Source organism: Pseudomonas sp. PvP001, assembly GCF_040546375.1.
In the GTDB taxonomy this organism is placed as follows: Bacteria; Pseudomonadota; Gammaproteobacteria; order Pseudomonadales; family Pseudomonadaceae; genus Aquipseudomonas; species Aquipseudomonas coleopterorum.
Genome location: NZ_JBEPNQ010000001.1, coordinates 1,215,387 through 1,236,723 on the forward strand (window position 1 = coordinate 1,215,387; position 21,337 = coordinate 1,236,723).

A 21,337-nucleotide genomic window follows, 5' to 3' on the forward strand; every position below is an offset into this window, starting at 1 on the left:
GTGTAGCTGGACACGCGGCACCCTGGACATCGTGCAGGAGCGGGCGGGAGCCGGACAACTCACTCGGCCTTGTCGCCACCCGCCAGATTCTTCTTGTTGCCGGTCTTGAAGTCGGTCTCGTACCAGCCAGTGCCGCTCAGGCGGAAACCCGGCATGGAAAGCATCTTCTTCAATTCCGGCGCCTGGCAGGCAGGGCAGTCGGTCAAAGGCTCGGCGCTGATCTTTTGAATGACTTCCATCTGGTGACCACAGGAAGCACATTGATAGTCGTACATCGGCATGGGTAGTGTCTCGGCAACCAAATAACCGCGGCGCGAGCGGCGCCAGGGTGAAACGCGGGATTATATCCGGTTAATCGGCGCCGCGCAGCCGTCCAAGGTAACAGACGACGTCCGATCGCGCCCCATCAGGTGAGTGACGCAGACCACGCGCACCAGCCCGCTGAAATTCTTCACGCCGCCGTGACGCAGGTGGACTTCGCGGTCGACGTAGGAAAGCAGCGCGTTCACGGTGCATTCATTGGCCAGGGCGATGCGTTCCAGGATCTCCCAGTAGATCCGCTCCAGGCGCAGGCACGTGGCGAACCCGTTCAGGCGAACCGAGCGGGAGACGGGGCGAGCCATGCCCATGTCGAAGTTTTCTGCGTAGGGATCGACGACAAGCCTGCTCGATCGGTCGAGCTGACGTGCTCGGGTGATGATGTTCCGTTCCATGGATCCGTGCCTCCTTGATGATCGCCGCCTCCAACCCTGAAGGTGTGCTGAGGGATCTATGGAAGCGTATCGAGGCGCGGTGACGACAGAGGAATAAAGAGTTGCAGGTGTGCGAAGGGCGGCGTCGTTGCGTAGGAGCGAACCGTGCTTCGACCAGCCGCAAAGCGCCCGGATCGATACGGCGGACACCCTGCAGGCGCAGGTGCCGCCGTACCGAGGAGGATCAGCCTTCGAGCAGCGAACGCAGCATCCAGGCGGTCTTCTCATGCACCTGCATGCGCTGAGTCAGCAGGTCGGCCGTCGGCTCGTCACTGACCTTGTCCAGCAGCGGGAAGATGCCACGGGCAGTACGGGTAACGGCTTCCTGGCCTTCGACCAGTTGCTGGATCATGTCCTGGGCCGAGGGCACGCCTTCTTCTTCCTTGATCGAAGACAAACGCGCATAGATCGAATATGCGCCGGGCGCCGGAAAGCCGAGGGCACGGATCCGTTCGGCAATGGAGTCCACCGCCAGGGCCAGCTCGGTGTACTGTTCTTCGAACATCAGGTGCAGCGTACGGAAAGCCGGGCCGGTGACGTTCCAGTGGAAGTTGTGGGTCTTGAGGTAGAGCACGTAGGTGTCGGAGAGCAGACGGGACAAGCCGTCCACGATCGATTTGCGATCTTCTTCGCTGATGCCGATATCGATTGCCATGTAATGTCCTTGTAGACGATGAATATACACCCCACTGGTGGATGCCCACTTTACCAAGACCCATCGACCCGCGCAGCCTTTGCCTTGCGTGTGTTGCGCCGACTATCCGCCCGACGGCGGTGGACGGCGCTCCGGTCGATTTGAGAAGGATCCGGGTTTGCTGTTAAATAGGTCGCGTGTCGCCCGGCGATTCATCAAGCCGCGGCGCATAGGCTGATCCCTGCAGATGCCCGGCAATTCTTTTCACCCCAACGCTGTGCGTGGTGCGGTATCAGCTCTTCCTGATGCCTGATCTTAGAGTGAGCCAATCAAATGTTGAAAATCGTCCACCTCCTGACGGGCGCAGCGGCCGTGCTGCTGTCCTTCATACCAAGCCTGCGGGCCGATGTAGCGCCTTACCTGCAACAACCCGACGCAATCTATCTGGCGCTGTTCGGTCTGCTCAATCTGCTTTTGGCTCCAGTGATACCGCGCTGGAACAAAGGTCCACGTCATCTGTTGCAAAATCTGGTCAGCGTACTGCTGGTCGCTTCGGTGATCACCCAGACCCTGACATTACTGGTACCACTGCCGGCCATCGGCATACTGCCGGGTCTGCTGTGCGCACTGCTCGCGTGCCTGGCGCACCTGTCGATCAGCTTCTACCGTGCGTCACCGGCGCCCAGCGCGGTGCAGTACGACATGACCAACCGCGATACGGGCACCGTGAAGTGGTTCAACACGTCCAAGGGCTTCGGCTTCATTTCGCGTGATTCGGGCGACGACATCTTTGTGCATTTTCGTGCCATCCGCGGCGAAGGTCATCGCGTATTGGTCGAAGGCCAGCGCGTCGAGTTTTCGGTGATGAACCGTGACAAGGGGTTGCAGGCCGAAGACGTGATTGCGGCGTCGCCACGTCGCTGAATCCAGCAGGCAATAAAAAACGCGGGCACTGCCCGCGTTTTTTATTGCCTCGAAAAAAGACCTCAATAATGAGGCGGCGGCGCTTCCTGAGTGACCGTCTCGAACTGGCCGACCATTTCTTCCTGACGCTTGAGCAAGGCTGCGAGTTGCATCTGCAGACGCTCGATGGCCCGCTGCTGCAGGATCAGTTCGTCGCTGAGCGAGGACAAGGTGTCATCCTGAAACGCCAGGCGCGTCTCCAGCTCCATCACTCGATCTTCCAGGCTCATGCCCTGCCCTCCGCGAAAACGAATTCGTCGCCCAGCAGGCTGGCCAGCTTTTCACGAACCGACGCCAGCTGCTCAGCGGTATAGGGTACGGCTGGCAACTTGCCCCAGACCGGCGCAGGCCAGGCGGCATCGGCGCGATACCGGACGATTACATGCATGTGCAACTGGCTGACTACATTGCCCAGAGTGGCAATATTGATCTTGTCGGCCTGATAGCCTTGGTGAAGCAACTTCGCCAAGGCATGGGTTTCATTCCACAGCATTTGATGGTCCGCCTCGTTCAACTGGAAGACTTCGCTGATATCGGGACGACGTGGCACCAGAATGAACCAGGGATAGTTGGCATCATTGCTGAGCAGCAGTCGACACAGTGGGAAGTCACCCATGACATGAGCGTCTTGGGCAAGTCGGGCATCCAGGCTGAACACGGGCGTTCTCCAGAAAGCGGGATGGGGGACCGGGCCGTGGCCACGAATCATCGGGCACCAAGGATACCGTGCCCGGTCGGTTTTTTTCGAGGTCATCGCGCATTCACGCTGATCAACTGCGCTACGCAAGCCCGTCAGTATGCCCGGAACGGGGCACAGTGCTGGTGCCCCTCGCCCCAGGATCGCTCGCCTCGTCCGAGCTTGCGCAGCATGCCCTGTTCGGACTTCACGCGTTCCATTCAGTACGACACGTAACTACCTGACCAGCGGTATTTCTTTAGGCCAGCACCACGTTGCCAATTTCACAAGCTGGGCTAGCCTTGCGATTCAGGGCGTCACTTTTCGCACCAAAAAGATCCACCAGGGACGCTGTCGGTGCACGGAAACTTCGGAATCTACCCACTCATGTCACCCTGCGGTAACGTTTGCGCGGCGAAATGGGAGGCGATCGCACTCACGACACGGTGACTGAAAAAACAGGACAGGGCTCGACAGGCTGGAATCCCGTGGGCTTCGCCGAAGCGAAGGAAGAAAAGTGAAAAATATGTGAACTGCTGGCACGTTTGTGCACGCTTGTTGCATTCACCATCGCAAGGTCCAGCGGGGACGTGGGAAGACGATAACCGTGGACAAAGAGTAAACCGTCGCAGGGTGTGTTCGTGCATTCGCAACTTGGCAGTGTCAACGGTTCAATCCACGGCAGTGCGTAAAGGCAAGACGGATGAAACAGCGTTAGTGCATACGCGCAAGCGAAGTGCAGTTGCAACAGCGAACTTGAAAGTATCGCCAACATGGCTGGCGTGGTATACGTTCCGCGCCGTCATAAAAAGAAAGAACTGCCTCAGATAAAAAAACAGGTGAGGCAGTGGTTACTCTTCTTAAAACCAAAGGAGCAAATCACGATGCGCGTGATGAAGTGGAGCATGATCGCACTGGCTGTAACAGCCGGCACCTCGCAGTTGGCTTTGGCGTCCGCCCAGGACGATTCCAAGGGTTTCGTGGAAGACAGCACCCTGAACCTCAAGCTGCGCGCCCTGTACATGAACCGTGACTACAAGCACGGCGCAGGCAACCCTACCCCTGGCACCGACAAGGGCTATCGCGAAGACACCGGCCTTGGCGCCCAGATGTTCTACGAGTCGGGCTTCACCCAGGGCACCATCGGTGCAGGTGTGGATGCAATGGGCTTTGGTTCGGTACGCCTGGACGGCGGTACCGGTCGCCGCAGCAACGGCCTGTTCGCAGCCGATGACGAAGGCAACCTGGAGCACAGCCAGACCAAGGGTGGCGCGGCCGTCAAGTTCCGCTTCTCCAATACCGTGCTCAAATACGGCCAACAGATCGTCGCCAGCCCGGTCTTCGCGACCGATGACGGTCGTCTGTTGCCTGAAGTCGCCACCGGCACCTCGATCACCAGCAACGAAATTCAGGACCTGACCCTGAACATCGGCCGCTTCACCTCGATGAGCGCGCAGACCGGCATGGGTCGCGACTCCCTGGGCCTGAAGTCCGCCGACATCGCTGGCGCCACCTACGCCTTCACCAAGAACTTCACCGGTACGGTTGCAGCGTCCGACGTGGAAGACTACTGGAAGCGTCAGTACGTCAACCTGAACTACACCCTGCCGATCGACGATCTGCAGTCGCTGAACTTCGACTTCAACGCCTATCGCACCAAGAGCCAGGGCGAAGACCTGGGCGGCGACGTCGACAACAAGATCTGGAGCACCGCGGTTGCCTACAGCCTGGGCGCGCACAAGTTCACCCTGGGCTACCAGCGCAGTTCCGGCGACACCGGTTACGCCTACGGCGTGGACGGCGGCGGCACCGTGTTCCTGAACAACTCCGTACAGTACTCCGACTTCGTCGGCGCCGAAGAGAAGTCGTGGCAGGTTCGCTACGACCTCAACATGGCCACCTACGGCGTACCGGGCCTGAGCTTCATGACTCGCTACATCACTGGCGACAACATCGAAGCCAGCAACGGCGAGGAAGGCAAAGAGCACGAGTGGGACTTCGAGACCAAGTACGTGGTACAGCAGGGCCCGATCAAGGACATGTCCTTCCGCCTGCGTAGCGCCATCTACCGTGCCAACAACGCCTACGACGCCGACTACGGTCCGTCGAACAACGATCTGCGCTTCATCGTCGAGTATCCGCTCAGCATCATGTAATTCCTGCGGATAGCTGCACCCTCGAAAAGCCCGGCCCTGCCGGGCTTTTCTGCGCCTGGGTACGAGCGCCCTGCAAAGCGCGGCCCTATGCCTGTACGTTGCCCAATCACCCCCGTACAATGCCAGACCTCGATAAAATTTCGCCAAGACAACGGTCAACCATGCGCACCAGTCAATATCTGCTCGCCACACAGAAAGAAACCCCTTCCGATGCCGTCGTGATCAGCCACCAGCTGATGCTGCGTGCCGGCATGATTCGCAAGCTCGCCTCGGGCCTGTACACGTGGCTGCCGATGGGTCTTCGGGTGATGCGCAAGGTTGAGCGGATCGTGCGTGAGGAAATGGACGCAGCTGGCGCCCTCGAGGTGCTGATGCCCGGCATCCAGCCGGCCGAGCTGTGGCAGGAATCGGGTCGCTGGGAGCAGTACGGTCCCGAACTGCTGCGTCTGAAGGATCGCCATGACCGCGAATTCTGTGCAGGCCCTACCCACGAAGAAGTCATCACCGACCTGATGCGCAACGAGCTGAACAGCTACAAACAGCTGCCCATCAATCTGTACCAGATCCAGACCAAGTTCCGTGACGAGATCCGTCCGCGCTTCGGCCTGATGCGTGGCCGCGAATTCATCATGAAGGATGCCTATTCCTTCCATGCCGACCAGCCTTCTCTGCAGGTCACCTACGACCGCATGCACCAGGCCTACAGCAACATCTTCACTCGCCTGGGTCTGAAGTTCCGCGCTGTGGAAGCCGACAACGGCTCCATCGGTGGCGCTGGCTCCCATGAGTTCCACGTGCTGGCAGAGTCGGGCGAAGACGATATCGTGTTCAGCGATACGTCCGACTACGCGGCCAACATCGAGAAGGCCGAAGCGATTCCACGCGAGACCGAGCGTGGCGCCGCCCAGGAAGAACTGCGCCTGGTCGACACGCCCAATGCCAAGACCATTGCGCAACTGGTGGAAAACTTCGGCCTGCCGATCGAGAAAACCGTCAAGACGCTAGTGGTCCACGCCGCCGAAGAAGGCAAGTTGATTGCCTTGATCATCCGTGGCGATCATGAGCTGAACGAGATCAAGGCGGCCAATCAACCTCAGGTCGCCAGCCCGCTGGTCATGGCCAGCGAAGCCGAACTGCGTGAGGCCATCGGTGCCGGCGCAGGCTCCCTGGGTCCGTTGAACCTGCCCCTGCCGTGCATCATCGATCGTTCCGTGGCCTTCATGAGCGATTTCGGCGTAGGTGCCAACATCGACGACAAGCATTACTTCGGCGTCAACTGGGAACGCGACCTGCCGCTGCCTGAGGTGGCCGATCTGCGCAACGTCGTGGACGGAGACGCCAGCCCGGATGGCCAGGGCACCCTGACCATCAAGCGTGGTATCGAGGTGGGTCATATCTTCCAGCTGGGCACAAAGTACAGCGAAGCGATGAAGTGCCAGGTGCTGGGCGAGAACGGCAAGCCGGTGACTCTGGCCATGGGCTGCTACGGCATTGGCGTGTCGCGCGTGGTCGCGGCGGCCATCGAGCAGAACAACGACGCCGGGGGCATCATCTGGAGCGACACCCTGGCGCCCTTCCAGGTGGCCCTGGTGCCGCTGCGCTACGAAACCGAGCAGGTCCGCGAGGCCACCGATCGGTTGTACGCGCAACTGACCGAAGCGGGCTTCGAAGTGCTGCTGGACGACCGCGACAAGAAGACCAGCCCCGGCATCAAGTTCGCCGACATGGAGCTGATCGGCATTCCTCACCGGATCGTCATCAGCGACCGCGGCCTGGCCGAAGGCAACCTGGAATACAAGAGCCGTACCGAGGACGCAGCCCAGGCTTTGCCTGTCGACGAAGTCCTGTCTTTCATCCAGGCTCGCGTGCGCCGCTGACAGACTCGAGAAACCATGTTCAAGCGAACTACCATGGCCCTCGGTGGTGCTGCCTTGTGCAGCACCCTGCTGGTCAGTGGCTGTGCCAACCAGATGTCGCAGCGCAACGAACACGAGGAGCGGATCGAGCGCAAGCTGCTCGAACACAGCCTGCAGATCGACCTCGGCAAGCCCGAGGTTCTGCAGACGCCGCAACGCCGCGTACGCATTCGCGAACTCAAGGATTTCGAAGTCACGGCGTTCGAGACCACCCGTCACTACGATCGCTACACCCCCTACCAACCCTGGCGCGAGGTCTACGAGATCCCGCTGGGCGCGGTTGCCGTCGTGGCAGGCGTGGGCGCCAATGTGGTGAACGTGGCGACCTTCGGCAGTCTGCCCGATAGCGTCACCAAGGACTGGGTCAGCTATGGGTTCGCCGGTCTCAATCCGTTCATGAACGTGCAATCCAACGGCCGCGCCGAGCAGAACCTGGCGAGCATCGACGAGGTGCAGACCGACAAGCGCGTGGAGCACAACAGCACGCCATGGAGCGAGCGGCCCGTCCAGGTCGGCACCGGTCGCAAGACCTTCGACCTGGAAACCGATGCCAACGGCGTGTTGCGCATCAACCTGCTGGACAGCCCGTTCGCGGAACAGGATCTGACCCGTGTCACGCGCTTGCAGCTGAGCGTGGTGGACGAGGATAGCCAGACCCGCGCCAGCGCCCTGCTGCCGGTCAGCCCGGATCTGCGCGGCAAGCTTGCCGAAGCGCACAGACTGATTTTCGATGACCTGGAAGGCGACGAGGTCGGTCAGTGGGTGTTTCGGGTCAAGCGACTGGCTGAACTGGGTCTGGAAGATGAAGCCAGTGAGCTGGAACAGAGCCTGATCGAATTGACCCGCAACGACCCTGAATTGCAGCAGGACTTCCTCAAGTCGCTGCGCAAGGAAACCGGGCGACTGGTTGCCGATCCTGGGACCTGAGCCCGCCGATCAGCGCTCGCTGAACAGCTCCAGCTGCTCGTGAGCGCCACGCAGGTCCAGCAGACGCACGCCGATGCCCAACAGCCGCACCGGCTTGCCACCCCGGGCGAAGGCCTGACCCAATAGCTGCTGGTAGCTTTCCAGGTCCCTGCCCGCCCCCGCCTGCTCCAGGGTGGTCTGGGTGAAATCGTGGAACTTCACTTTGACGAACGGCTTGCCGGGGCGGTAGCTGCTGTCGATCCGCCCGATGCGTTCGGCCAGGGTCTGCATCAGCTCCGGAAGCTTGCCCAGACAGCTGGCCAGATCGGGCAGGTCAGCCTCGTAGGTGTTTTCCACGCTGATGGACTGCCGCCGGGAATCGTTCTGCACCACGCGATCGTCGATGCCGCGGGCCAGGCTGTAGAGGCGCTCGCCGAAGCTGCCGAATTCGCGCACCAGCGCCAGTTTGCTCCACTCACGCAGCTCCAGGCAGCTGTCGATACCCAGGCGCGCCAGCTTGTCGGCAGTGACCTTGCCCACGCCGTGCAGCTTGGTGACCGGCAGGGCCGCGACGAAATCCTCGACCTGGGGCGGGGTGATGACGAACAGCCCGTCCGGCTTGCGCCAGTCGCTGGCAATCTTGGCCAGAAATTTGTTCGGCGCCACCCCTGCCGAAACGGTGATGTGCAGACGCTTGGACACCTTGCGCCGGATGTCCTGAGCGATACGCGTGGCGCTGCCGGAAAAATGCGGGCAGTCGGAGACGTCGAGGTAGGCCTCGTCCAGCGACAGCGGCTCGATCAGGTCGGTGTACTCGCGAAAGATGCCCTGAATCTCCCGCGATGCCTCCTTATAGGCATCCATGCGGGGCTTGACGATGGTCAGGTCAGGACAGAGTTTGACCGCATGACGTGAACTCATGGCCGAGCGCACGCCATAGGCGCGCGCCTCGTAGTTGCAGGTGGCGATCACGCCGCGACGCTCCGCGGAGCCGCCGACGGCCAGGGGCTTGCCGGCCAGCCGCGGGTCGTCACGCATTTCGATGGCGGCGTAGAAGCAGTCACAGTCGACATGGATGATCTTGCGCTGCGTCATGGTCTGGGCGAAGTACCGGGCGGGTAATGGATCGTACACATACCACGGTATTATCCCACTCGCAGCAGTAAGCGCCATCACCAAAGCCTGACGGCGCTGTCTCGGCTCATCGGAAAAATATCGGAAATACCGCTGAAAGCCCCGCCCCGCCTGCCTCTTCAGGCCATTGGCAAAGCTAAGCGATTGATGGAAAAGAGTTTTCTTGAAATCAGGGTTTGACAAGCGCGCGCTGCGCTGTAGAATAGCCCACACAGACGCGGGATGGAGCAGTCTGGTAGCTCGTCGGGCTCATAACCCGAAGGTCGTCGGTTCAAATCCGGCTCCCGCAACCAAACAACGAAGAAGGCCACTTGAAAAAGTGGCCTTTTTTGTTGCCTGCGTTTTGCCCTACCGCTGATTATCAAATCAGGTCGTCAGGCCGATCCACATCGCGGTAGATGCCCAGGTCATCGCACGCCACACGATGCAGGTGTTCTTCGGCAAACAGCCGTCGTGCACCTTGATCGCCACGCAACTGCAGCAGCTGTTCGCGGAAAGCGCGGCCAAAGCCCACCGGGTGCCCCTGCCCTTGGGGGCCATGGGCGATGCTGATGCGCTCCGGCGCCATGGACCGGTACACCTTGGCGAAGGTGCCAGCAGTCACGAACGGCATGTCGCCCAGGCACACCAACCAGCCATCGGCGTTGGCACTGGCCTCGACGCCGGTGCGCAGGCTGTCGCCCATGCCCGCGGAATCGAGCAGCACCACTTCGCAACCGTAAGTCTGGGCGAGATCTATCACCTGTGTCTTGTGCGCACGGGTGACCAGCACACGACGCTCGACTGCCTCGCCGAGATTGCGTAGCACCTGCTCAATGACGCTGCGCTCGATGCCATCCAACCCTCGACACCGAGCGAGCAGTTTGTCGCTACCCTGCCCTGCCGCTTCCTGAAAACGCCGACCCTCTCCCGCAGCGAGGATCAGGGCGCAAGGTGCAATGATGGCTGACATGTCGTTGAGCTCCGGTGATCACATGGCGCACTGCAGATGGCATGGCGTCGCGATCAATACAGGTTGGGTTCCATTTCCAGCGCTACGCCAAAGCGCGACTGGATATCGTCCTGGATGCGCTGGGCCAGCGCGTACAGCTGCTTGCCCGAGGCGCCGCCGTAGTTGACCAGCACCAGCGACTGCAAGCGGTGCACGCCAGCGTCGCCGTCGCGATAGCCTTTCCAGCCAGCGCGTTCGATCAACCAGCCGGCGGCCAGCTTGAAGAGCCCATCGGCCTGGGGATAGGCCACTGCATCGGGATGCTCGCGGCGAATGGCGTCCAGCACCCGCGCGGTCACTACCGGATTCTTGAAGAAGCTGCCGGCGTTGCCCAATTCGGCAGGATCGGGCAGCTTTTCGCGACGAATGTTGCAGATGGCGGCACTGACGTCCTTGGGCGTGGGGTGCTGGATACCCTGCTCGGCCAATCGTTGCCGCACTGGGCCGTAGTCCAGATGCACCGGCGCCGAACGCGACAGCTTGAAACGCACACGCAGGATCACCCAGCGTCCGGGCTGGCGCTTGAACACGCTGTCGCGATAGCCGAAGGCGCAGTCGGTGACACTGAAGTCGCGGACCTGCAGCGTGTCCCGGTCTAGCGCGGTCAGGCCGGCGAACACGTCCTTGATCTCGACACCGTAGGCGCCGATGTTCTGCATCGGTGCCGCGCCCACGGTACCGGGGATCAGGCTGAGGTTTTCCAGCCCCGCCAGACCCAGCTCGAGCGTCTGCAACACGAAAGGATGCCACGGCTCCCCGGCTTCGGCTTCCAGCAACACCTGATCGCCATTTTCTTCGAGCACACGGACGCCACGGTTGTCCATGCGCACCACCAGCAGCTCGCTCAGGTCGGTGGTCAGCAGCAGGTTGCTGCCGCCACCGATGACCAGCACGCGCAGATTTCTCGCCGCCGCCCACGCCAGTGCCTGCTCCAGTTCGCCATCGCTGTGCACGGAGACGAAGAACGCGGCTCGAACGTCGATGCCGAACGTGTTGTAGGGCTTGAGCGACTGGTTGGCACGGATGTCCAGGCTCATGACGCCAGCAGGCGCCGCACGCGCTCAAGATCTTCGGCGGTATCGACACCGGCGGGTGGCGCCTGCACGGCGTCGGCGACATGGATGCGCACACCGTGCCAGAGCGCGCGCAGCTGCTCCAGACGCTCGGTGCTTTCCAGCCAGCAAGGGCCCCACTGCACGAAATCCTGCAGGAAGCCGGCACGGTAGGCATAGATGCCGATGTGACGACGATAGGGCACCTGAGCCGGCAGGACGTCGCGATCGTTGGCGAAATCATCGCGAGCCCAGGGCAGCGGTGCGCGGCTGAAGGTCAGCGCCAGACCGTTCAGGTCCGTGACGACCTTGACCACGTTGGGGTTGAACAGTGCCTCCACGTCTGCGATCGGCTCGGCCAAGGTTGCCATGGCGGCTTCGCGACTGGCTGCGAGATTGGCCGCCACCTGGTCGATCACCACCGGCGGAATCAACGGCTCGTCGCCCTGCACATTGACCACGATCGCGTCGGCATCCAGGCCCAGCGCCTGGCAGACCTCGGCCAGGCGGTCGGTGCCCGATTCGTGGTCGGGGCGAGTCATCACCACTTCGGCGCCGAAGGCACGGCAGGCGGACTCGATGCGGCCATCGTCGGTAGCGACCACCACCCGTGCTGCCGAACTCTTGCAGGCCTGTTCCCAGACATGCTGGATCATCGGCTTGCCGGCGATCGTCTGCAGCGGCTTGCCCGGCAGGCGTGTCGACTGGTAGCGGGCGGGGATCACGACAGTGAAGGCCGTGCTCATTTATCCAGGCGCTCGTCGTCGGTGAGGGTGCGGGCTTCGGTTTCCAGCATCACCGGAATGCCGTCGCGAATGGGATACGCCAGGCCTGCGCCCTTGCTGATCAGTTCGGTCTTGTCGGCGCTGAGCTTGAGCGGACCCTTGGTGATCGGGCAGGCGAGAATGTCGAGCAGTTTGGTGTCCATGGAAAATCCTTCAGGGCAAGGGAATCAGGGCAAAAGGCCGGTCAGGCGCTGGTCGAGCCAACCGATGAAGCGTGGCGAGGGCTGGGCGTCGACGGCCAGGTACCACCAATCCGCGGCGGCGAACTCGCGGCACTTCACGGCATCCTTCTCGGTCATGACCACCGGCAGCGGCGGCTCGAAACTCAGGGCCTGGGGCGTGAACCGGGCATGGTCGGCGAAAGGGTGCGCGACAGGCTGCCAGTGTAGCGCCTGCAGGGTATCGAAGAAACGTTGCGGATTGCCGATCCCGGCCACGGCGTGCAGCGCCTGTCCAGGGGGGAAATGGCTCAGGGGGCGGCGTTCGCCGCTGCGCACGTTGATCAGCGCCTGGGCTTGCAGGGTCAAGCCGTAGCCTTGCGGGGAATCGTCGGCGGCACCGTTGCACAGCACGGCATCCACCGTCTGCAGGCGTTCGGCGGGTTCGCGCAGCGGGCCTGCAGGCAGGCAGCGACCGTTGCCCAGTCCGCGCGCGGCGTCGATCAGCACCAGTTCGATGTCACGAGCCAGGCGGTAATGCTGCAGGCCATCGTCACTGAGGACGAGGTCCACGGGTTCGGCGTCGAGCAGCGCACGCACGGCGCGGCCCCGATCGGGGTCGATCACCAGCGGTACGCCACTGCGCTGCACGATCAGCAGCGGTTCATCGCCCGCCTGGGCTGCGTCCTGATCGGCGCTGACCCGCCACGGCAGGCTCGGCGGCTGGGCGCCGTAGCCACGACTGACCACGCCGACGCGCAGGCCGCGCGCGCGGCAGTGCTCGATCAGCCAGAGGATCATCGGTGTCTTGCCGGTGCCACCGACGGTAATGTTGCCGACCACCAGCACCGGTACCGGTGCCCGGTAGATCTCGCCCTGCCCGGCCTCGAAGCGCCGCCGCTTGCGCAGCACGACGTGGCGGTACAGGCATTCCAGCGGACGCAACAGCCACAGCGCACGATGGCCGGTGTACCAGGCGGCGGACAAGCGGTCGGCGAAGCTCATCAGGGATTCGCCTGCGCCTCGACGGTGATCATGCTGATCTGGCTGAAGCCCAGCTTGCCGGCAGCATCCATGGCGCTGATCACCGCCTGATGGGGCGTCTTGCCATCGGCACTGATCGACAGGGGCAACGTGCTGTCACCCGCCGATGCGGTGCGCAGGGCCTCGATCAGGGTCGGCAGGTCGCTCTTGGGCAGCAGCTGGTTGTTGACCGCGTAGACGCCCTCGGCGCTGATGGCGATGTCGATGCGTTTGAGGTCGCTGGCCTGCTCCGGCGCGCCATTCACCGCTTCGGGAAGCTCGACACGCAGCTGGGTCTCGCGGGTGAACGTGGTGGTGATCACGAAGAACAGCAGCAGCACGAAGACGACGTCTATCAGCGAGATCAGGTTGAGCTCGATATTCTCCCGACTGCGACGACGAAACTTCACGCTTTTTCCTCGGCCAGGTCGACCTCGCGATCACCCTGCACGACTTCCACCAGCTTGATGGCTTCCTGTTCCATGCCCACCACCAGCTCGTCGATGCGGCGCTGCAGCAGGCGATGGAAGAACAGCGCCGGGATCGCGACGATCAGGCCGGACGCGGTGGTGACCAGTGCCTTGGAGATACCGCCAGCCATGACGCTGGGGTTACCGCTCACGGCGCCGCCGGTGAACGAGCCGAAGATCTCGATCATGCCGATCACCGTGCCGAGCAGCCCGAGCAGTGGAGCCATCGCGGCGATGGTGCCCAGGGTGCTGATATAGCGTTCCAGCTCGTGGATGACGCGGCTGGCGGCTTCCTCGATGCTTTCCTTCATGATTTCGCGACCATGACGCGAGTTGGCCAGGCCAGCGGCGAGAATTTCACCGAGGGGCGAGTCGGCGCGCAGCTCCTTGAGTTTTTCCTTGCTCAGCTGCTTGTCTTTCTTCCAGCGCCAGACCTGGCCGACCAGGTGGGCGGGCGAGACGCGGCTGGCACGCAAGGTCCACAAGCGCTCGGCGATGATGGCCAGCGCCACGATGGAGCTCACTATGATTGGCAACATCATCCAGCCGCCAGACTTAACCAATTCCCACACAGGTGCGATCCCCTCGAAAAAGTTCGCCACTCTACCATAGGGGTGCGGCGGGTCGAAGTGCGCGATGACCGCTGGGAAGCTCATGGCGTAATGGCCGCGTCACGCCAGAAACGTCGCTGGTCGCGCTGCCGCTGCACGGGAGCATAGGTCCCCAGCTGGATGCGCAATGCGCCCGCCTCGGCCGTATCGTGCGGGGTGATGCCCAATGCCTGGTAACGCGCCAGCACGTCAGCATGAGGATGACCAAAGGTGTTGTCATGCCCGCGCGATATCAGCGCGGCGTGAGGCTGCACCGCTTCCAGGAACGGCTTGCTCGATGAGGTCTTGCTACCATGATGCGGCGCCTGCAACCAATGCGCCTGAGGCGGCAGGCCACTGGCGAGCAGGGCCCTTTCGGCCGACGCGTCGATGTCGCCGCCGAGCAACAGCCGCTCGCCATTGGCTTCGACCCAGAGCACGCAGGAAGCAGGATTGCCGGGCACCGCCGACGGCCAGCGCCACAGCACGAACCTGACCCCATCCCATTCCCAACTACGACCGGGCTTGCAGGGCTGCGCCTGCCACGCAGCCGGCAGCGCGTCGGGTTCGCCGGCCAATGTCTGGGTGACTGGCAGGCGTCGCCGCACGGAGCCTGCACCGCCGGAGTGATCGAGGTGGGCATGACTGATGATCATCGCATCCAGGCGCCGTACGCCCAGCGCGACCAGGCTGGGCACGACGACACTGGCGCCGGCATCGACTTCGCCCAGCCCAGGACCGGTGTCATAGAGCACTTGGTGATGGGCGGTGCGCACCAGCACCGCCAGGCCCTGGCCAACGTCCAGCACCCAGATATCGGCCTGACCCACGGGCGGCGCCTGACGCGGGCCGAACAGCAGCAGCCCGAGCATCGGCACGCCCAGCCAGCGCAACGGCACGCCCGCTGGCAGCAACAGCAGCAGGATGCCGATCGCGAGCACCAGCCACACTTCTGGCGACACGCCGGGCGGCAACCAGGGAGGACTCCATTCGGCGGTCCAGGTCAGCCATTGAAACAGACCGTGCAATGCGCCCCCGGCCAGCCACAACAGGCTTTCGCCGATCCAGGGCACCGGTAGCAGCACAGCCCCGGCCATGGCCACCGGCAGTACCACGAGGCTGATCCAGGGTACGGCGAGCAGATTGACCAGCGGCCCGCTGACACTGACCGGCAGGGCCAGGGCCACCATCACCGGCAGCAGACCGACAGCCACGCAGCACTGCGCACGGGTCCAGGCCTGCCACCAGCGCCAACCGCCCAGGCGTCCGGAAAACGTCAGCAGCAAAACGGCCACCGCACTGAACGACAGCCAGAAGCCGGGCTGCAGGCTCACCAGTGGGTCGACCAGCAACACCAGGGTGAACGCCAGCAGCAGCGGCCACCAGACGCCCAAGTGGCGAAAGCGCAGCCGCCACAACAGCACCAGGCAAATCATGATGCAGGCCCGGCGTACCGGCACCTGGAAGCCGGCCAGCAATCCGTACGACAACGCGGCGGCGAACGCCAAGGCACAGGCGCAACGCAACCACGGCCACCGCGCCGGCCACAGGCCGACTTTGGCCAACAGCGCGACCAGGCCATACACCAGCCCCGCCAGCAGGCCGACATGCTGGCCGGAAATGACCAGCAGGTGCACGGTACCGGTCGCCTGCAACACCTCCCATTGCTGGCGCGACACACCAGAGCCGTCACCCAGCAGCAAGGCGGCCAAGGTACCGCCCTGTTGCTGGCTGTCGACCGCCAGCAGCCGCTGGCGCAGCCCGTCGCGCCAGGCCAGGCGGGCTGCACGCACCCGCTCGCCGGCCTTGACGCTGCCCGTGGCGCCGAACCCCTTGGCCAGGGCCCAGGCCTGGGCGTCGAAACCGCCGGGATTGACCAACGCCCGCGGGCGTTTGAGTTTCACCGCCAGGCGCCAGCGTTCACCGCTGGCCACCGGCGGCCCGCCGTACCAGGCCAGACGCAGCCGTGACGGCAACTGCGCGCGGCGCGACTAGGCATCCGTCAGCTCGAAGCGCACGGTGTTGCCGTTCACCGCCGGCAAGCCGACCACTTCGCCTTCGAGCCACAGGGTCTGCCCGTCGAGCGCCGGCGCCAGCTGATCGTTCGTCGCCCAGTGGGCATGCAGGCACGCCCAGCACAGCCCCAGCAGAAACAGCCCGCAGTGCCAGCGGCGCACCATCAGCGATAGCGATGCAACCGCCGCCATCCCCATCAACCAGCCCAGCGACGGCAAGGCTGGCAGCCCGCGCAGACACACCATCCCTGTCGCCAGCGCCAACATCGCCGTGCGCATACCTTCCTCCCTGGAAAAACCGCCGGCCAAGGCTAAGGGGAATCGCAGCGCGGCGCGCCTTATCAAATGTCACAAAGTCTGAGCTCCGACGCCGGGGAACTTGTGCATACTGCCGGACACATCCAGACAGATATGTGCGAGACCGCTATGCCGCGTCGCCTGTTCAAGCGCTACATGCCGGACCCAGAGACGATCCGCGAACACAAGTCGCTGCGATTTCTGGGTCGCCTCCTGCATGACGCCAACCTCTGGCACCTGAACCGTCATTCGGTGGCCCGGGCCATGGCGGTCGGGTTGTTCGCCGCGTTCATGCCGATTCCCTTGCAGATGCTTCTGGCTGCGGCGCTGGCGATCGTGGTGCGTGGCAACATGCCGATCGCGGTCAGCCTGGTGTGGCTGACCAACCCGATCACCATGCCGCCGGTGTTCTATTGCACATACAAGGTGGGATCGTGGCTGCTGGGCCAGCCGCCACGGCAACTGCCCGATTCCTACAGCTGGGACTGGGTCATGAGCCAGATGTCCACGCTGTGGCAACCGTTCCTGCTCGGTTCGGTGGTGACGGGCGTGGTCCTGGGTGCCCTGGCCTACCTGCTGACCATGCTGTACTGGCGCTGGTGGGTGAGCCGCCAGTGGCGCCGACGCAAGCAACGGCGCTAGCGCTGCCCTGGCTGGCAGGGAAATCGGCACCCGCGCATCGCGGGGTGATTTCGGTGTATCGTGCGGTCGGTCAGGACGAGTGGTCGCGTTAAAAGTTCAGCGGTTTGGCAACTTGCCACCAGTGCGCTTGTCCTAGCCTCGAACGTCAACACAGCATTCTCCTCTAGGGACTCCGTCATGCTCCGATCATTGCGCTTCGCTGCCCTGCTTGGCGGCCTCATCATGAGTGCGTCCGCGTTGGCGAAGGATATCGACCCCGCCACCTATGGCTATCCGCTCACCAACCCGTTCGAGGCCACCATCGCGTCGACGCCGCCGGAGTTGCGCCCCAAGCTGCCTCTGGACGAAGACATCGATCAGGCCGACTACAGCCTGAATCTGCGCCCGGAGCGCGAGTTCATCCTGCCGGACAATTTCTGGGCGGTGAAGAAACTGCGTTATCGCCTGGCCCAGCAGGACCACGCCGCACCGCTGATCTTTCTCATCGCCGGTACTGGCGCGCCCTATAGCAGCTCGCTCAACGAATACCTGAAGAAGCTGTATTACCAGGCCGGCTACCACGTGGTTCAGCTGTCCTCGCCGACCAGCTTCGATTTCATCAGCGCCGCCTCGCGCTTCGCCACGCCGGGCGTGACCCGCGAAGATGCCGAAGACCTGTATCGAGTCATGCAGGGCGTGCGTGCACAGCATCCGAAGCTGCCCATCACCGAGTTCTATCTGACCGGCTACAGCCTTGGCGCGCTGGACGCGGCATTCGTCAGCCAACTGGATGAAACGCGCCGCAGTTTCAATTTCAAGAAAGTGCTGCTGCTCAACCCGCCGGTCAATCTTTACACGTCGATCACCAACCTCGACAAACTGGTACAGACCCAGGTCAAGGGCATCAACAACAGCACCACGTTCTATGAACTGGTCCTGAACAAGCTGACGCGCTACTTCCAGCAGAAGGGCTACATCGACCTCAACGATGCCCTGCTCTACGATTTCCAGCAGTCCAAGCAGCACCTGTCCAATGAACAGATGGCCATGCTGATCGGCACCTCGTTCCGCTTTTCGGCCGCCGACATTGCCTTCACGTCCGACTTGATCAACCGCCGCGGGCTGATCACGCCGCCCAAGTATCCGATCAGTGAAGGCACCAGCCTCACGCCGTTCCTGCGCCGGGCGCTGCAGTGCGACTTCGACTGCTACCTGACCGAGCAGGTGATTCCGATGTGGCGCGCCCGTACCGATGGCGGCAGCCTGCTGCAACTGGTGGATCAGGTGAGCCTGTATGGCATCAAGGACTACCTGCAGAACAGCCCCAAGATCAGCGTCATGCACAATGCCGACGACGTGATCCTGGGGCCTGGCGACCTGGGCTTCCTGCGCAAGACCTTTGGCGATCGCCTGACCGTTTACCCTTATGGCGGCCATTGCGGCAACCTCAATTACCGCGTCAACAGCGACGCTATGCTGGAGTTCTTCCGTGGCTAGAAAATTCCTGTTGATGGCAACGCTGCTCTGCGCAGGCCTTGCCCAGGCCGACGACAGCACCGTACAGAAGGTCGACAGCGACGGCTTCAAGCAACCGTTGCAGGTTCTCAAATTCAACCCGGGCCTGGATCAGCGCGAGTTCGAGCGCTCCACCCTCACTGCGTTGAACGTGTATGACCCGCTGGAAAACCTGAACCGACGCCTCTATCACTTCAACTACCGCTTCGACGAGTGGGTGTTCCTGCCGGTGGTGAATGGCTACACCTATATCACGCCGTCGTTCCTGCGCACTGGCGTGAGCAACTTCTTCAGCAACCTGGGGGAAGTGCCGAGCCTGGTCAACAGCCTGCTGCAGTTCAAGGGCAAGCGTGCTCTGGACACGTCCGGACGGTTGTTGGTGAACACCACGCTGGGTGTGGCGGGACTGTGGGATCCGGCGACCTGGTTCGGCCTGCAGAAACAGTCCGAGGATTTCGGCCAGACCCTGGGCTTCTATGGTGTTCCGAACGGTGCCTACCTGGTGCTGCCGATTCTGGGTCCGTCCAACCTGCGTGACACCACTGGCCTGGTGTTCGACTTCGCCGTCGAGAACCAGATCAACTTCCTCAATGTGGCCGAGGTGAGCAGCAACCATCCGGAGCTGTGGGCACTGCGCGCCGTGGATCGACGCTACAGCAACAGCTTTCGCTACGGCCAGATGAACTCGCCGTTCGAGTACGAGAAGGTGCGCTACGTGTATACCGAGGCGCGCAAGCTGCAGATCGCCGAGTAGGTGCATCTGCGACGGGCCTCTTCGCGGGTAGAACCTGCTCCCACAGGAACCGCGCGAAGAGGCTGTCAGGGCTGGTTCATCGGCGCTTGTCGTAGAGTTTGGGGGCACCGGCCGGTCGTGACTTGAAGCGCCGGTGGGCCCACAGGTACTGCTCAGGGCATTCGGTCACGGCCTGCTCCACCCATTGGTTGATGCGCAACGCATCGGCCGCTTCGCTCTCGCCGGGGAACCCTTCCAGCGGCGGATGCAGAACCAGGCGATAGCCACTGCCATCTTCCAGCCGTCGTTGCGTGAACGGGATGACCCGTGCCTTGCCCAGACGGGCGAAGTGGGTGGTCGCTGTCACCGTCGCTGCTTCGATGCCGAACAACGGTACGAAAATACTCTGCTTGGCGCCGTAGTCCTGATCGGGTGCATACCAGATCGCGCGACCCTTGCGCAGCAGCTTGATCATGCCGCGCACGTCCTCGCGCTCCACTGCCAGCGAATCGAGATTGTGCCGCTCGCGGCCCTGGCGCTGCACGAAGTCGAATAACGCATTGCGATGCTCGCGGTACATGCCGTCGATGGTGTGACGCTGGCCCAGCAGCGCCGCGCCGATCTCCAGGGTGGTGAAATGCAGCGCCATCAGAATCGCCCCCTCGCCGTCACGCTGGGCCGCTTGCAGGTGTTCGAGCCCCTCGATGTGCGCGAGCTTGGCCAGGCGTGCCTTTGGCCACCACCAACTCATGGCCATTTCGAAGAAGGCGATGCCGGTCGAGGCGAAGTTTTCCTTGAGCAGGCGTTTTCTTTCGACGGGCGGCATCTGCGGGAAGCACAGCTCCAGGTTGCGCGCCGCCACGCGGCGACGTTCGCTGGCCACGCGGTACATGCCCAGACCCAGCCAGCGCCCCAGGCGCAGCAAGGCGCCATAGGGCAGTTGCACGACCAGCCACAACCCGCCCAGCCCCAGCCACAGGGGCCAGAAGCGCGGATGAAGAAAATATCGGCGAAAGCGCGGGCGTTCCATTGACGATTCCGTACAGGCAACAAGGCCGCGCATTCTACATGGGTTGACCTTCCATCGCTGCGTCGCGGCTTGCAGGGGAAGGTGGTTCTCGCTATAAGTCTCGGCACTTTTTTAGTTACAAGGCGCGTTTTGCCGACCATGAGCCAGACCGATCAGCTAGACCAGGAACCTGTGTTCCAACTCAAGGGCAGCATGCTCGCCATCACCGTGCTTGAGTTGGCGCAGAACAACCTTGCCGCCCTGGACCGCCAATTGGCCGCCAAGGTGGCTCAGGCACCGAACTTCTTCAGCAACACGCCACTGGTGCTGGCGCTGGACAAGCTGCCCGCCAACCAGGGCAGCATCGATCTGCCCGGCCTGATGCGCATCTGCCGTCATCATGGCCTGCGGACCCTGGCAGTGCGCGCCAGCCGTATCGAGGACATCGCCGCGGCGATCGCCATCGACCTGCCCGTGCTGCCGCCTTCGGGGGCGCGCGAACGGCCCCTGGAAGTCGAGGAAAAAAAGCCGGAAAAGCCGCCCGAGCCCTTGATCCAGCCCACCCGCGTGATTACCACGCCGATCCGCGGCGGCCAGCAGATCTATGCCCAGGGCTGCGATCTGGTGGTGATCAGTTCGGTCAGTTCGGGTGCGGAACTTCTCGCCGATGGCAACATCCATGTCTATGGCCCGATGCGCGGACGCGCCCTGGCCGGCATCAAGGGCGACCGCAAGGCGCGCATCTTCTGTCAGCAACTGGGCGCCGAGCTGCTGTCCATTGCCGGACAATACAAGGTGTCCGAAGACCTGCGCCGTGACCCCTTGTGGGGTTCACCCGTGCAAGTCAGCTTATCCGGGGATGTGTTGAACATCACCCGTCTTTAACGGATACTGCCGCCATTTTAAGCGCAACTTTCAAATAGCGCGGTTGTCGAGCGGTA

22 protein-coding genes, 1 tRNA gene and 1 pseudogene are annotated in these 21,337 nt (G+C 62.8%); 9 read left to right on the forward strand and 15 right to left on the reverse strand.

Annotated features, from left to right (window positions below; all coding sequences use genetic code 11):
* Nucleotides 1-59 precede the first annotated feature (59 nt).
* The 3 genes from ABMD26_RS05575 to ABMD26_RS05585 all read right to left on the reverse strand — a co-directional run bounded on the left by ABMD26_RS05575 (nucleotide 60) and on the right by ABMD26_RS05585 (nucleotide 1,407).
* Nucleotides 60-281 (reverse strand): FmdB family zinc ribbon protein, encoded by a 222-nt coding sequence (locus tag ABMD26_RS05575; RefSeq protein WP_049861560.1) that lies wholly within the window; start codon nucleotides 279-281, stop codon nucleotides 60-62.
* A 60-nt stretch (nucleotides 282-341) separates the two neighbouring features.
* Nucleotides 342-713, reverse strand: coding sequence for a ribbon-helix-helix domain-containing protein (locus ABMD26_RS05580; protein ID WP_122741587.1), 372 nt, complete (start codon nucleotides 711-713; stop codon nucleotides 342-344).
* 223 nt (nucleotides 714-936) lie between these two features.
* The gene (locus tag ABMD26_RS05585; protein ID WP_043187180.1) at nucleotides 937-1,407 is read right to left on the reverse strand and encodes a Dps family protein; all 471 of its coding nucleotides are present in this window, start codon (nucleotides 1,405-1,407) and stop codon (nucleotides 937-939) included.
* A gap of 312 nt (nucleotides 1,408-1,719) precedes the next feature.
* Here ABMD26_RS05585 and ABMD26_RS05590 point away from each other — a divergent pair, with 312 nt between their 5' ends.
* Entirely contained in the window at nucleotides 1,720-2,310 is a 591-nt protein-coding gene (locus ABMD26_RS05590) for a cold-shock protein (RefSeq protein WP_049861522.1), read from the forward strand.
* Nucleotides 2,311-2,372: 62 nt separating this feature from the next.
* Here the strand turns inward: ABMD26_RS05590 and ABMD26_RS05595 are convergent, their stop codons facing one another.
* Nucleotides 2,373-2,579, reverse strand: a complete 207-nt coding sequence (locus ABMD26_RS05595) for a SlyX family protein (protein ID WP_134721611.1) — start codon at nucleotides 2,577-2,579, stop codon at nucleotides 2,373-2,375.
* Nucleotides 2,576-3,007 carry an HIT domain-containing protein gene (locus ABMD26_RS05600; protein WP_134721612.1) on the reverse strand — a complete coding sequence of 144 codons (432 nt, stop codon included), beginning with the start codon at nucleotides 3,005-3,007 and terminating at the stop codon, nucleotides 2,576-2,578. The genes ABMD26_RS05595 and ABMD26_RS05600 overlap by 4 nt, the downstream gene beginning before the upstream one ends.
* Nucleotides 3,008-3,909: 902 nt before the next feature.
* On the opposite strand from ABMD26_RS05600, the gene ABMD26_RS05605 reads away from it, so the two are divergent.
* The 3 genes from ABMD26_RS05605 to ABMD26_RS05615 all read left to right on the forward strand — a co-directional run bounded on the left by ABMD26_RS05605 (nucleotide 3,910) and on the right by ABMD26_RS05615 (nucleotide 8,024).
* Nucleotides 3,910-5,181, forward strand: a complete 1,272-nt coding sequence (locus tag ABMD26_RS05605; RefSeq protein ID WP_122741585.1) for an OprD family porin — start codon at nucleotides 3,910-3,912, stop codon at nucleotides 5,179-5,181.
* 161 nt (nucleotides 5,182-5,342) lie between these two features.
* Nucleotides 5,343-7,058 (forward strand): proline--tRNA ligase, encoded by a 1,716-nt coding sequence (locus tag ABMD26_RS05610; RefSeq protein WP_122741584.1) that lies wholly within the window; start codon nucleotides 5,343-5,345, stop codon nucleotides 7,056-7,058.
* A gap of 15 nt (nucleotides 7,059-7,073) precedes the next feature.
* Complete coding sequence (locus tag ABMD26_RS05615; protein ID WP_122741583.1) at nucleotides 7,074-8,024, forward strand: hypothetical protein; 951 nt, start codon at nucleotides 7,074-7,076, stop codon at nucleotides 8,022-8,024.
* A 9-nt stretch (nucleotides 8,025-8,033) separates the two neighbouring features.
* Here ABMD26_RS05615 and dinB read toward each other — a convergent pair whose 3' ends face one another.
* Nucleotides 8,034-9,098, reverse strand: coding sequence for a DNA polymerase IV (gene dinB / locus ABMD26_RS05620; protein ID WP_049861528.1), 1,065 nt, complete (start codon nucleotides 9,096-9,098; stop codon nucleotides 8,034-8,036).
* A gap of 255 nt (nucleotides 9,099-9,353) precedes the next feature.
* On the opposite strand from dinB, the gene ABMD26_RS05625 reads away from it, so the two are divergent.
* Nucleotides 9,354-9,430 (forward strand) — tRNA-Met (locus ABMD26_RS05625).
* Between the two features lie 68 nt (nucleotides 9,431-9,498).
* Here ABMD26_RS05625 and ABMD26_RS05630 read toward each other — a convergent pair.
* From ABMD26_RS05630 to ABMD26_RS05665, 8 genes and pseudogenes are all read right to left on the reverse strand, one after another.
* Complete coding sequence (locus ABMD26_RS05630; protein ID WP_354308525.1) at nucleotides 9,499-10,089, reverse strand: nucleotidyltransferase family protein; 591 nt, start codon at nucleotides 10,087-10,089, stop codon at nucleotides 9,499-9,501.
* 53 nt (nucleotides 10,090-10,142) lie between these two features.
* On the reverse strand, nucleotides 10,143-11,165 hold the full coding sequence (gene murB / locus ABMD26_RS05635) for a UDP-N-acetylmuramate dehydrogenase (protein ID WP_354308527.1): 1,023 nt from the start codon (nucleotides 11,163-11,165) through the stop codon (nucleotides 10,143-10,145).
* The gene (kdsB, locus tag ABMD26_RS05640; RefSeq protein ID WP_122741580.1) at nucleotides 11,162-11,926 is read right to left on the reverse strand and encodes a 3-deoxy-manno-octulosonate cytidylyltransferase; all 765 of its coding nucleotides are present in this window, start codon (nucleotides 11,924-11,926) and stop codon (nucleotides 11,162-11,164) included. The genes murB and kdsB overlap by 4 nt, the downstream gene beginning before the upstream one ends.
* Nucleotides 11,923-12,108, reverse strand: a complete 186-nt coding sequence (locus tag ABMD26_RS05645) for a Trm112 family protein (RefSeq protein WP_049861532.1) — start codon at nucleotides 12,106-12,108, stop codon at nucleotides 11,923-11,925. The genes kdsB and ABMD26_RS05645 overlap by 4 nt, the downstream gene beginning before the upstream one ends.
* Before the next feature lie 24 nt (nucleotides 12,109-12,132).
* Nucleotides 12,133-13,128 carry a tetraacyldisaccharide 4'-kinase gene (lpxK, locus tag ABMD26_RS05650; protein ID WP_354308529.1) on the reverse strand — a complete coding sequence of 332 codons (996 nt, stop codon included), beginning with the start codon at nucleotides 13,126-13,128 and terminating at the stop codon, nucleotides 12,133-12,135.
* Nucleotides 13,128-13,556: a flagellar polar localization protein PocB gene (pocB, locus tag ABMD26_RS05655; RefSeq protein WP_056843368.1), complete on the reverse strand. Its 429-nt coding sequence runs from the start codon at nucleotides 13,554-13,556 to the stop codon at nucleotides 13,128-13,130. The genes lpxK and pocB overlap by 1 nt, the downstream gene beginning before the upstream one ends.
* On the reverse strand, nucleotides 13,553-14,188 hold the full coding sequence (pocA, locus tag ABMD26_RS05660; RefSeq protein ID WP_043193308.1) for a flagellar polar localization protein PocA: 636 nt from the start codon (nucleotides 14,186-14,188) through the stop codon (nucleotides 13,553-13,555). Before pocA ends, pocB begins: the two co-directional genes overlap by 4 nt.
* A gap of 80 nt (nucleotides 14,189-14,268) precedes the next feature.
* Nucleotides 14,269-16,500, reverse strand: a pseudogene (locus ABMD26_RS05665) (DNA internalization-related competence protein ComEC/Rec2).
* A gap of 147 nt (nucleotides 16,501-16,647) precedes the next feature.
* Between ABMD26_RS05665 and ABMD26_RS05670 the strand changes: the two are divergent.
* The 3 genes from ABMD26_RS05670 to ABMD26_RS05680 all read left to right on the forward strand — a co-directional run bounded on the left by ABMD26_RS05670 (nucleotide 16,648) and on the right by ABMD26_RS05680 (nucleotide 19,408).
* Nucleotides 16,648-17,160, forward strand: coding sequence for a DUF2062 domain-containing protein (locus tag ABMD26_RS05670; RefSeq protein WP_122741577.1), 513 nt, complete (start codon nucleotides 16,648-16,650; stop codon nucleotides 17,158-17,160).
* A gap of 177 nt (nucleotides 17,161-17,337) precedes the next feature.
* Complete coding sequence (mlaY, locus tag ABMD26_RS05675; RefSeq protein ID WP_122741576.1) at nucleotides 17,338-18,636, forward strand: lipid asymmetry maintenance lipase MlaY; 1,299 nt, start codon at nucleotides 17,338-17,340, stop codon at nucleotides 18,634-18,636.
* On the forward strand, nucleotides 18,629-19,408 hold the full coding sequence (locus tag ABMD26_RS05680; protein WP_056843371.1) for an MlaA family lipoprotein: 780 nt from the start codon (nucleotides 18,629-18,631) through the stop codon (nucleotides 19,406-19,408). Before mlaY ends, ABMD26_RS05680 begins: the two co-directional genes overlap by 8 nt.
* Before the next feature lie 76 nt (nucleotides 19,409-19,484).
* Here ABMD26_RS05680 and ABMD26_RS05685 read toward each other — a convergent pair whose 3' ends face one another.
* On the reverse strand, nucleotides 19,485-20,417 hold the full coding sequence (locus ABMD26_RS05685) for a lipid A biosynthesis lauroyl acyltransferase (RefSeq protein ID WP_049861539.1): 933 nt from the start codon (nucleotides 20,415-20,417) through the stop codon (nucleotides 19,485-19,487).
* 138 nt (nucleotides 20,418-20,555) lie between these two features.
* On the opposite strand from ABMD26_RS05685, the gene minC reads away from it, so the two are divergent.
* Entirely contained in the window at nucleotides 20,556-21,281 is a 726-nt protein-coding gene (minC, locus tag ABMD26_RS05690) for a septum site-determining protein MinC (RefSeq protein WP_049861540.1), read from the forward strand.
* Nucleotides 21,282-21,337: the final 56 nt, after the last annotated feature.

Excerpts from the sequence above, each read along its gene's own strand:
- ABMD26_RS05605 (WP_122741585.1), top strand. The coding sequence starts at position 3,910 with ATGCGCGTGATGAAGTGGAGCATGATCGCACTGGCTGTAACAGCCGGC.
- ABMD26_RS05610 (WP_122741584.1), top strand. The coding sequence starts at position 5,343 with ATGCGCACCAGTCAATATCTGCTCGCCACACAGAAAGAAACCCCTTCC.
- mlaY (WP_122741576.1), top strand. The coding sequence starts at position 17,338 with ATGCTCCGATCATTGCGCTTCGCTGCCCTGCTTGGCGGCCTCATCATG.
- ABMD26_RS05595 (WP_134721611.1), bottom strand. The coding sequence starts at position 2,579 with ATGAGCCTGGAAGATCGAGTGATGGAGCTGGAGACGCGCCTGGCGTTT.
- ABMD26_RS05670 (WP_122741577.1), top strand. The coding sequence starts at position 16,648 with ATGCCGCGTCGCCTGTTCAAGCGCTACATGCCGGACCCAGAGACGATC.
- murB (WP_354308527.1), bottom strand. The coding sequence starts at position 11,165 with ATGAGCCTGGACATCCGTGCCAACCAGTCGCTCAAGCCCTACAACACG.
- kdsB (WP_122741580.1), bottom strand. The coding sequence starts at position 11,926 with ATGAGCACGGCCTTCACTGTCGTGATCCCCGCCCGCTACCAGTCGACA.
- minC (WP_049861540.1), top strand. The coding sequence starts at position 20,556 with ATGAGCCAGACCGATCAGCTAGACCAGGAACCTGTGTTCCAACTCAAG.
- ABMD26_RS05580 (WP_122741587.1), bottom strand. The coding sequence starts at position 713 with ATGGAACGGAACATCATCACCCGAGCACGTCAGCTCGACCGATCGAGC.
- lpxK (WP_354308529.1), bottom strand. The coding sequence starts at position 13,128 with ATGAGCTTCGCCGACCGCTTGTCCGCCGCCTGGTACACCGGCCATCGT.
- ABMD26_RS05575 (WP_049861560.1), bottom strand. The coding sequence starts at position 281 with ATGCCGATGTACGACTATCAATGTGCTTCCTGTGGTCACCAGATGGAA.
- ABMD26_RS05590 (WP_049861522.1), top strand. The coding sequence starts at position 1,720 with ATGTTGAAAATCGTCCACCTCCTGACGGGCGCAGCGGCCGTGCTGCTG.
- ABMD26_RS05645 (WP_049861532.1), bottom strand. The coding sequence starts at position 12,108 with ATGGACACCAAACTGCTCGACATTCTCGCCTGCCCGATCACCAAGGGT.
- ABMD26_RS05630 (WP_354308525.1), bottom strand. The coding sequence starts at position 10,089 with ATGTCAGCCATCATTGCACCTTGCGCCCTGATCCTCGCTGCGGGAGAG.
- ABMD26_RS05685 (WP_049861539.1), bottom strand. The coding sequence starts at position 20,417 with ATGGAACGCCCGCGCTTTCGCCGATATTTTCTTCATCCGCGCTTCTGG.
- ABMD26_RS05585 (WP_043187180.1), bottom strand. The coding sequence starts at position 1,407 with ATGGCAATCGATATCGGCATCAGCGAAGAAGATCGCAAATCGATCGTG.
- ABMD26_RS05615 (WP_122741583.1), top strand. The coding sequence starts at position 7,074 with ATGTTCAAGCGAACTACCATGGCCCTCGGTGGTGCTGCCTTGTGCAGC.
- dinB (WP_049861528.1), bottom strand. The coding sequence starts at position 9,098 with ATGACGCAGCGCAAGATCATCCATGTCGACTGTGACTGCTTCTACGCC.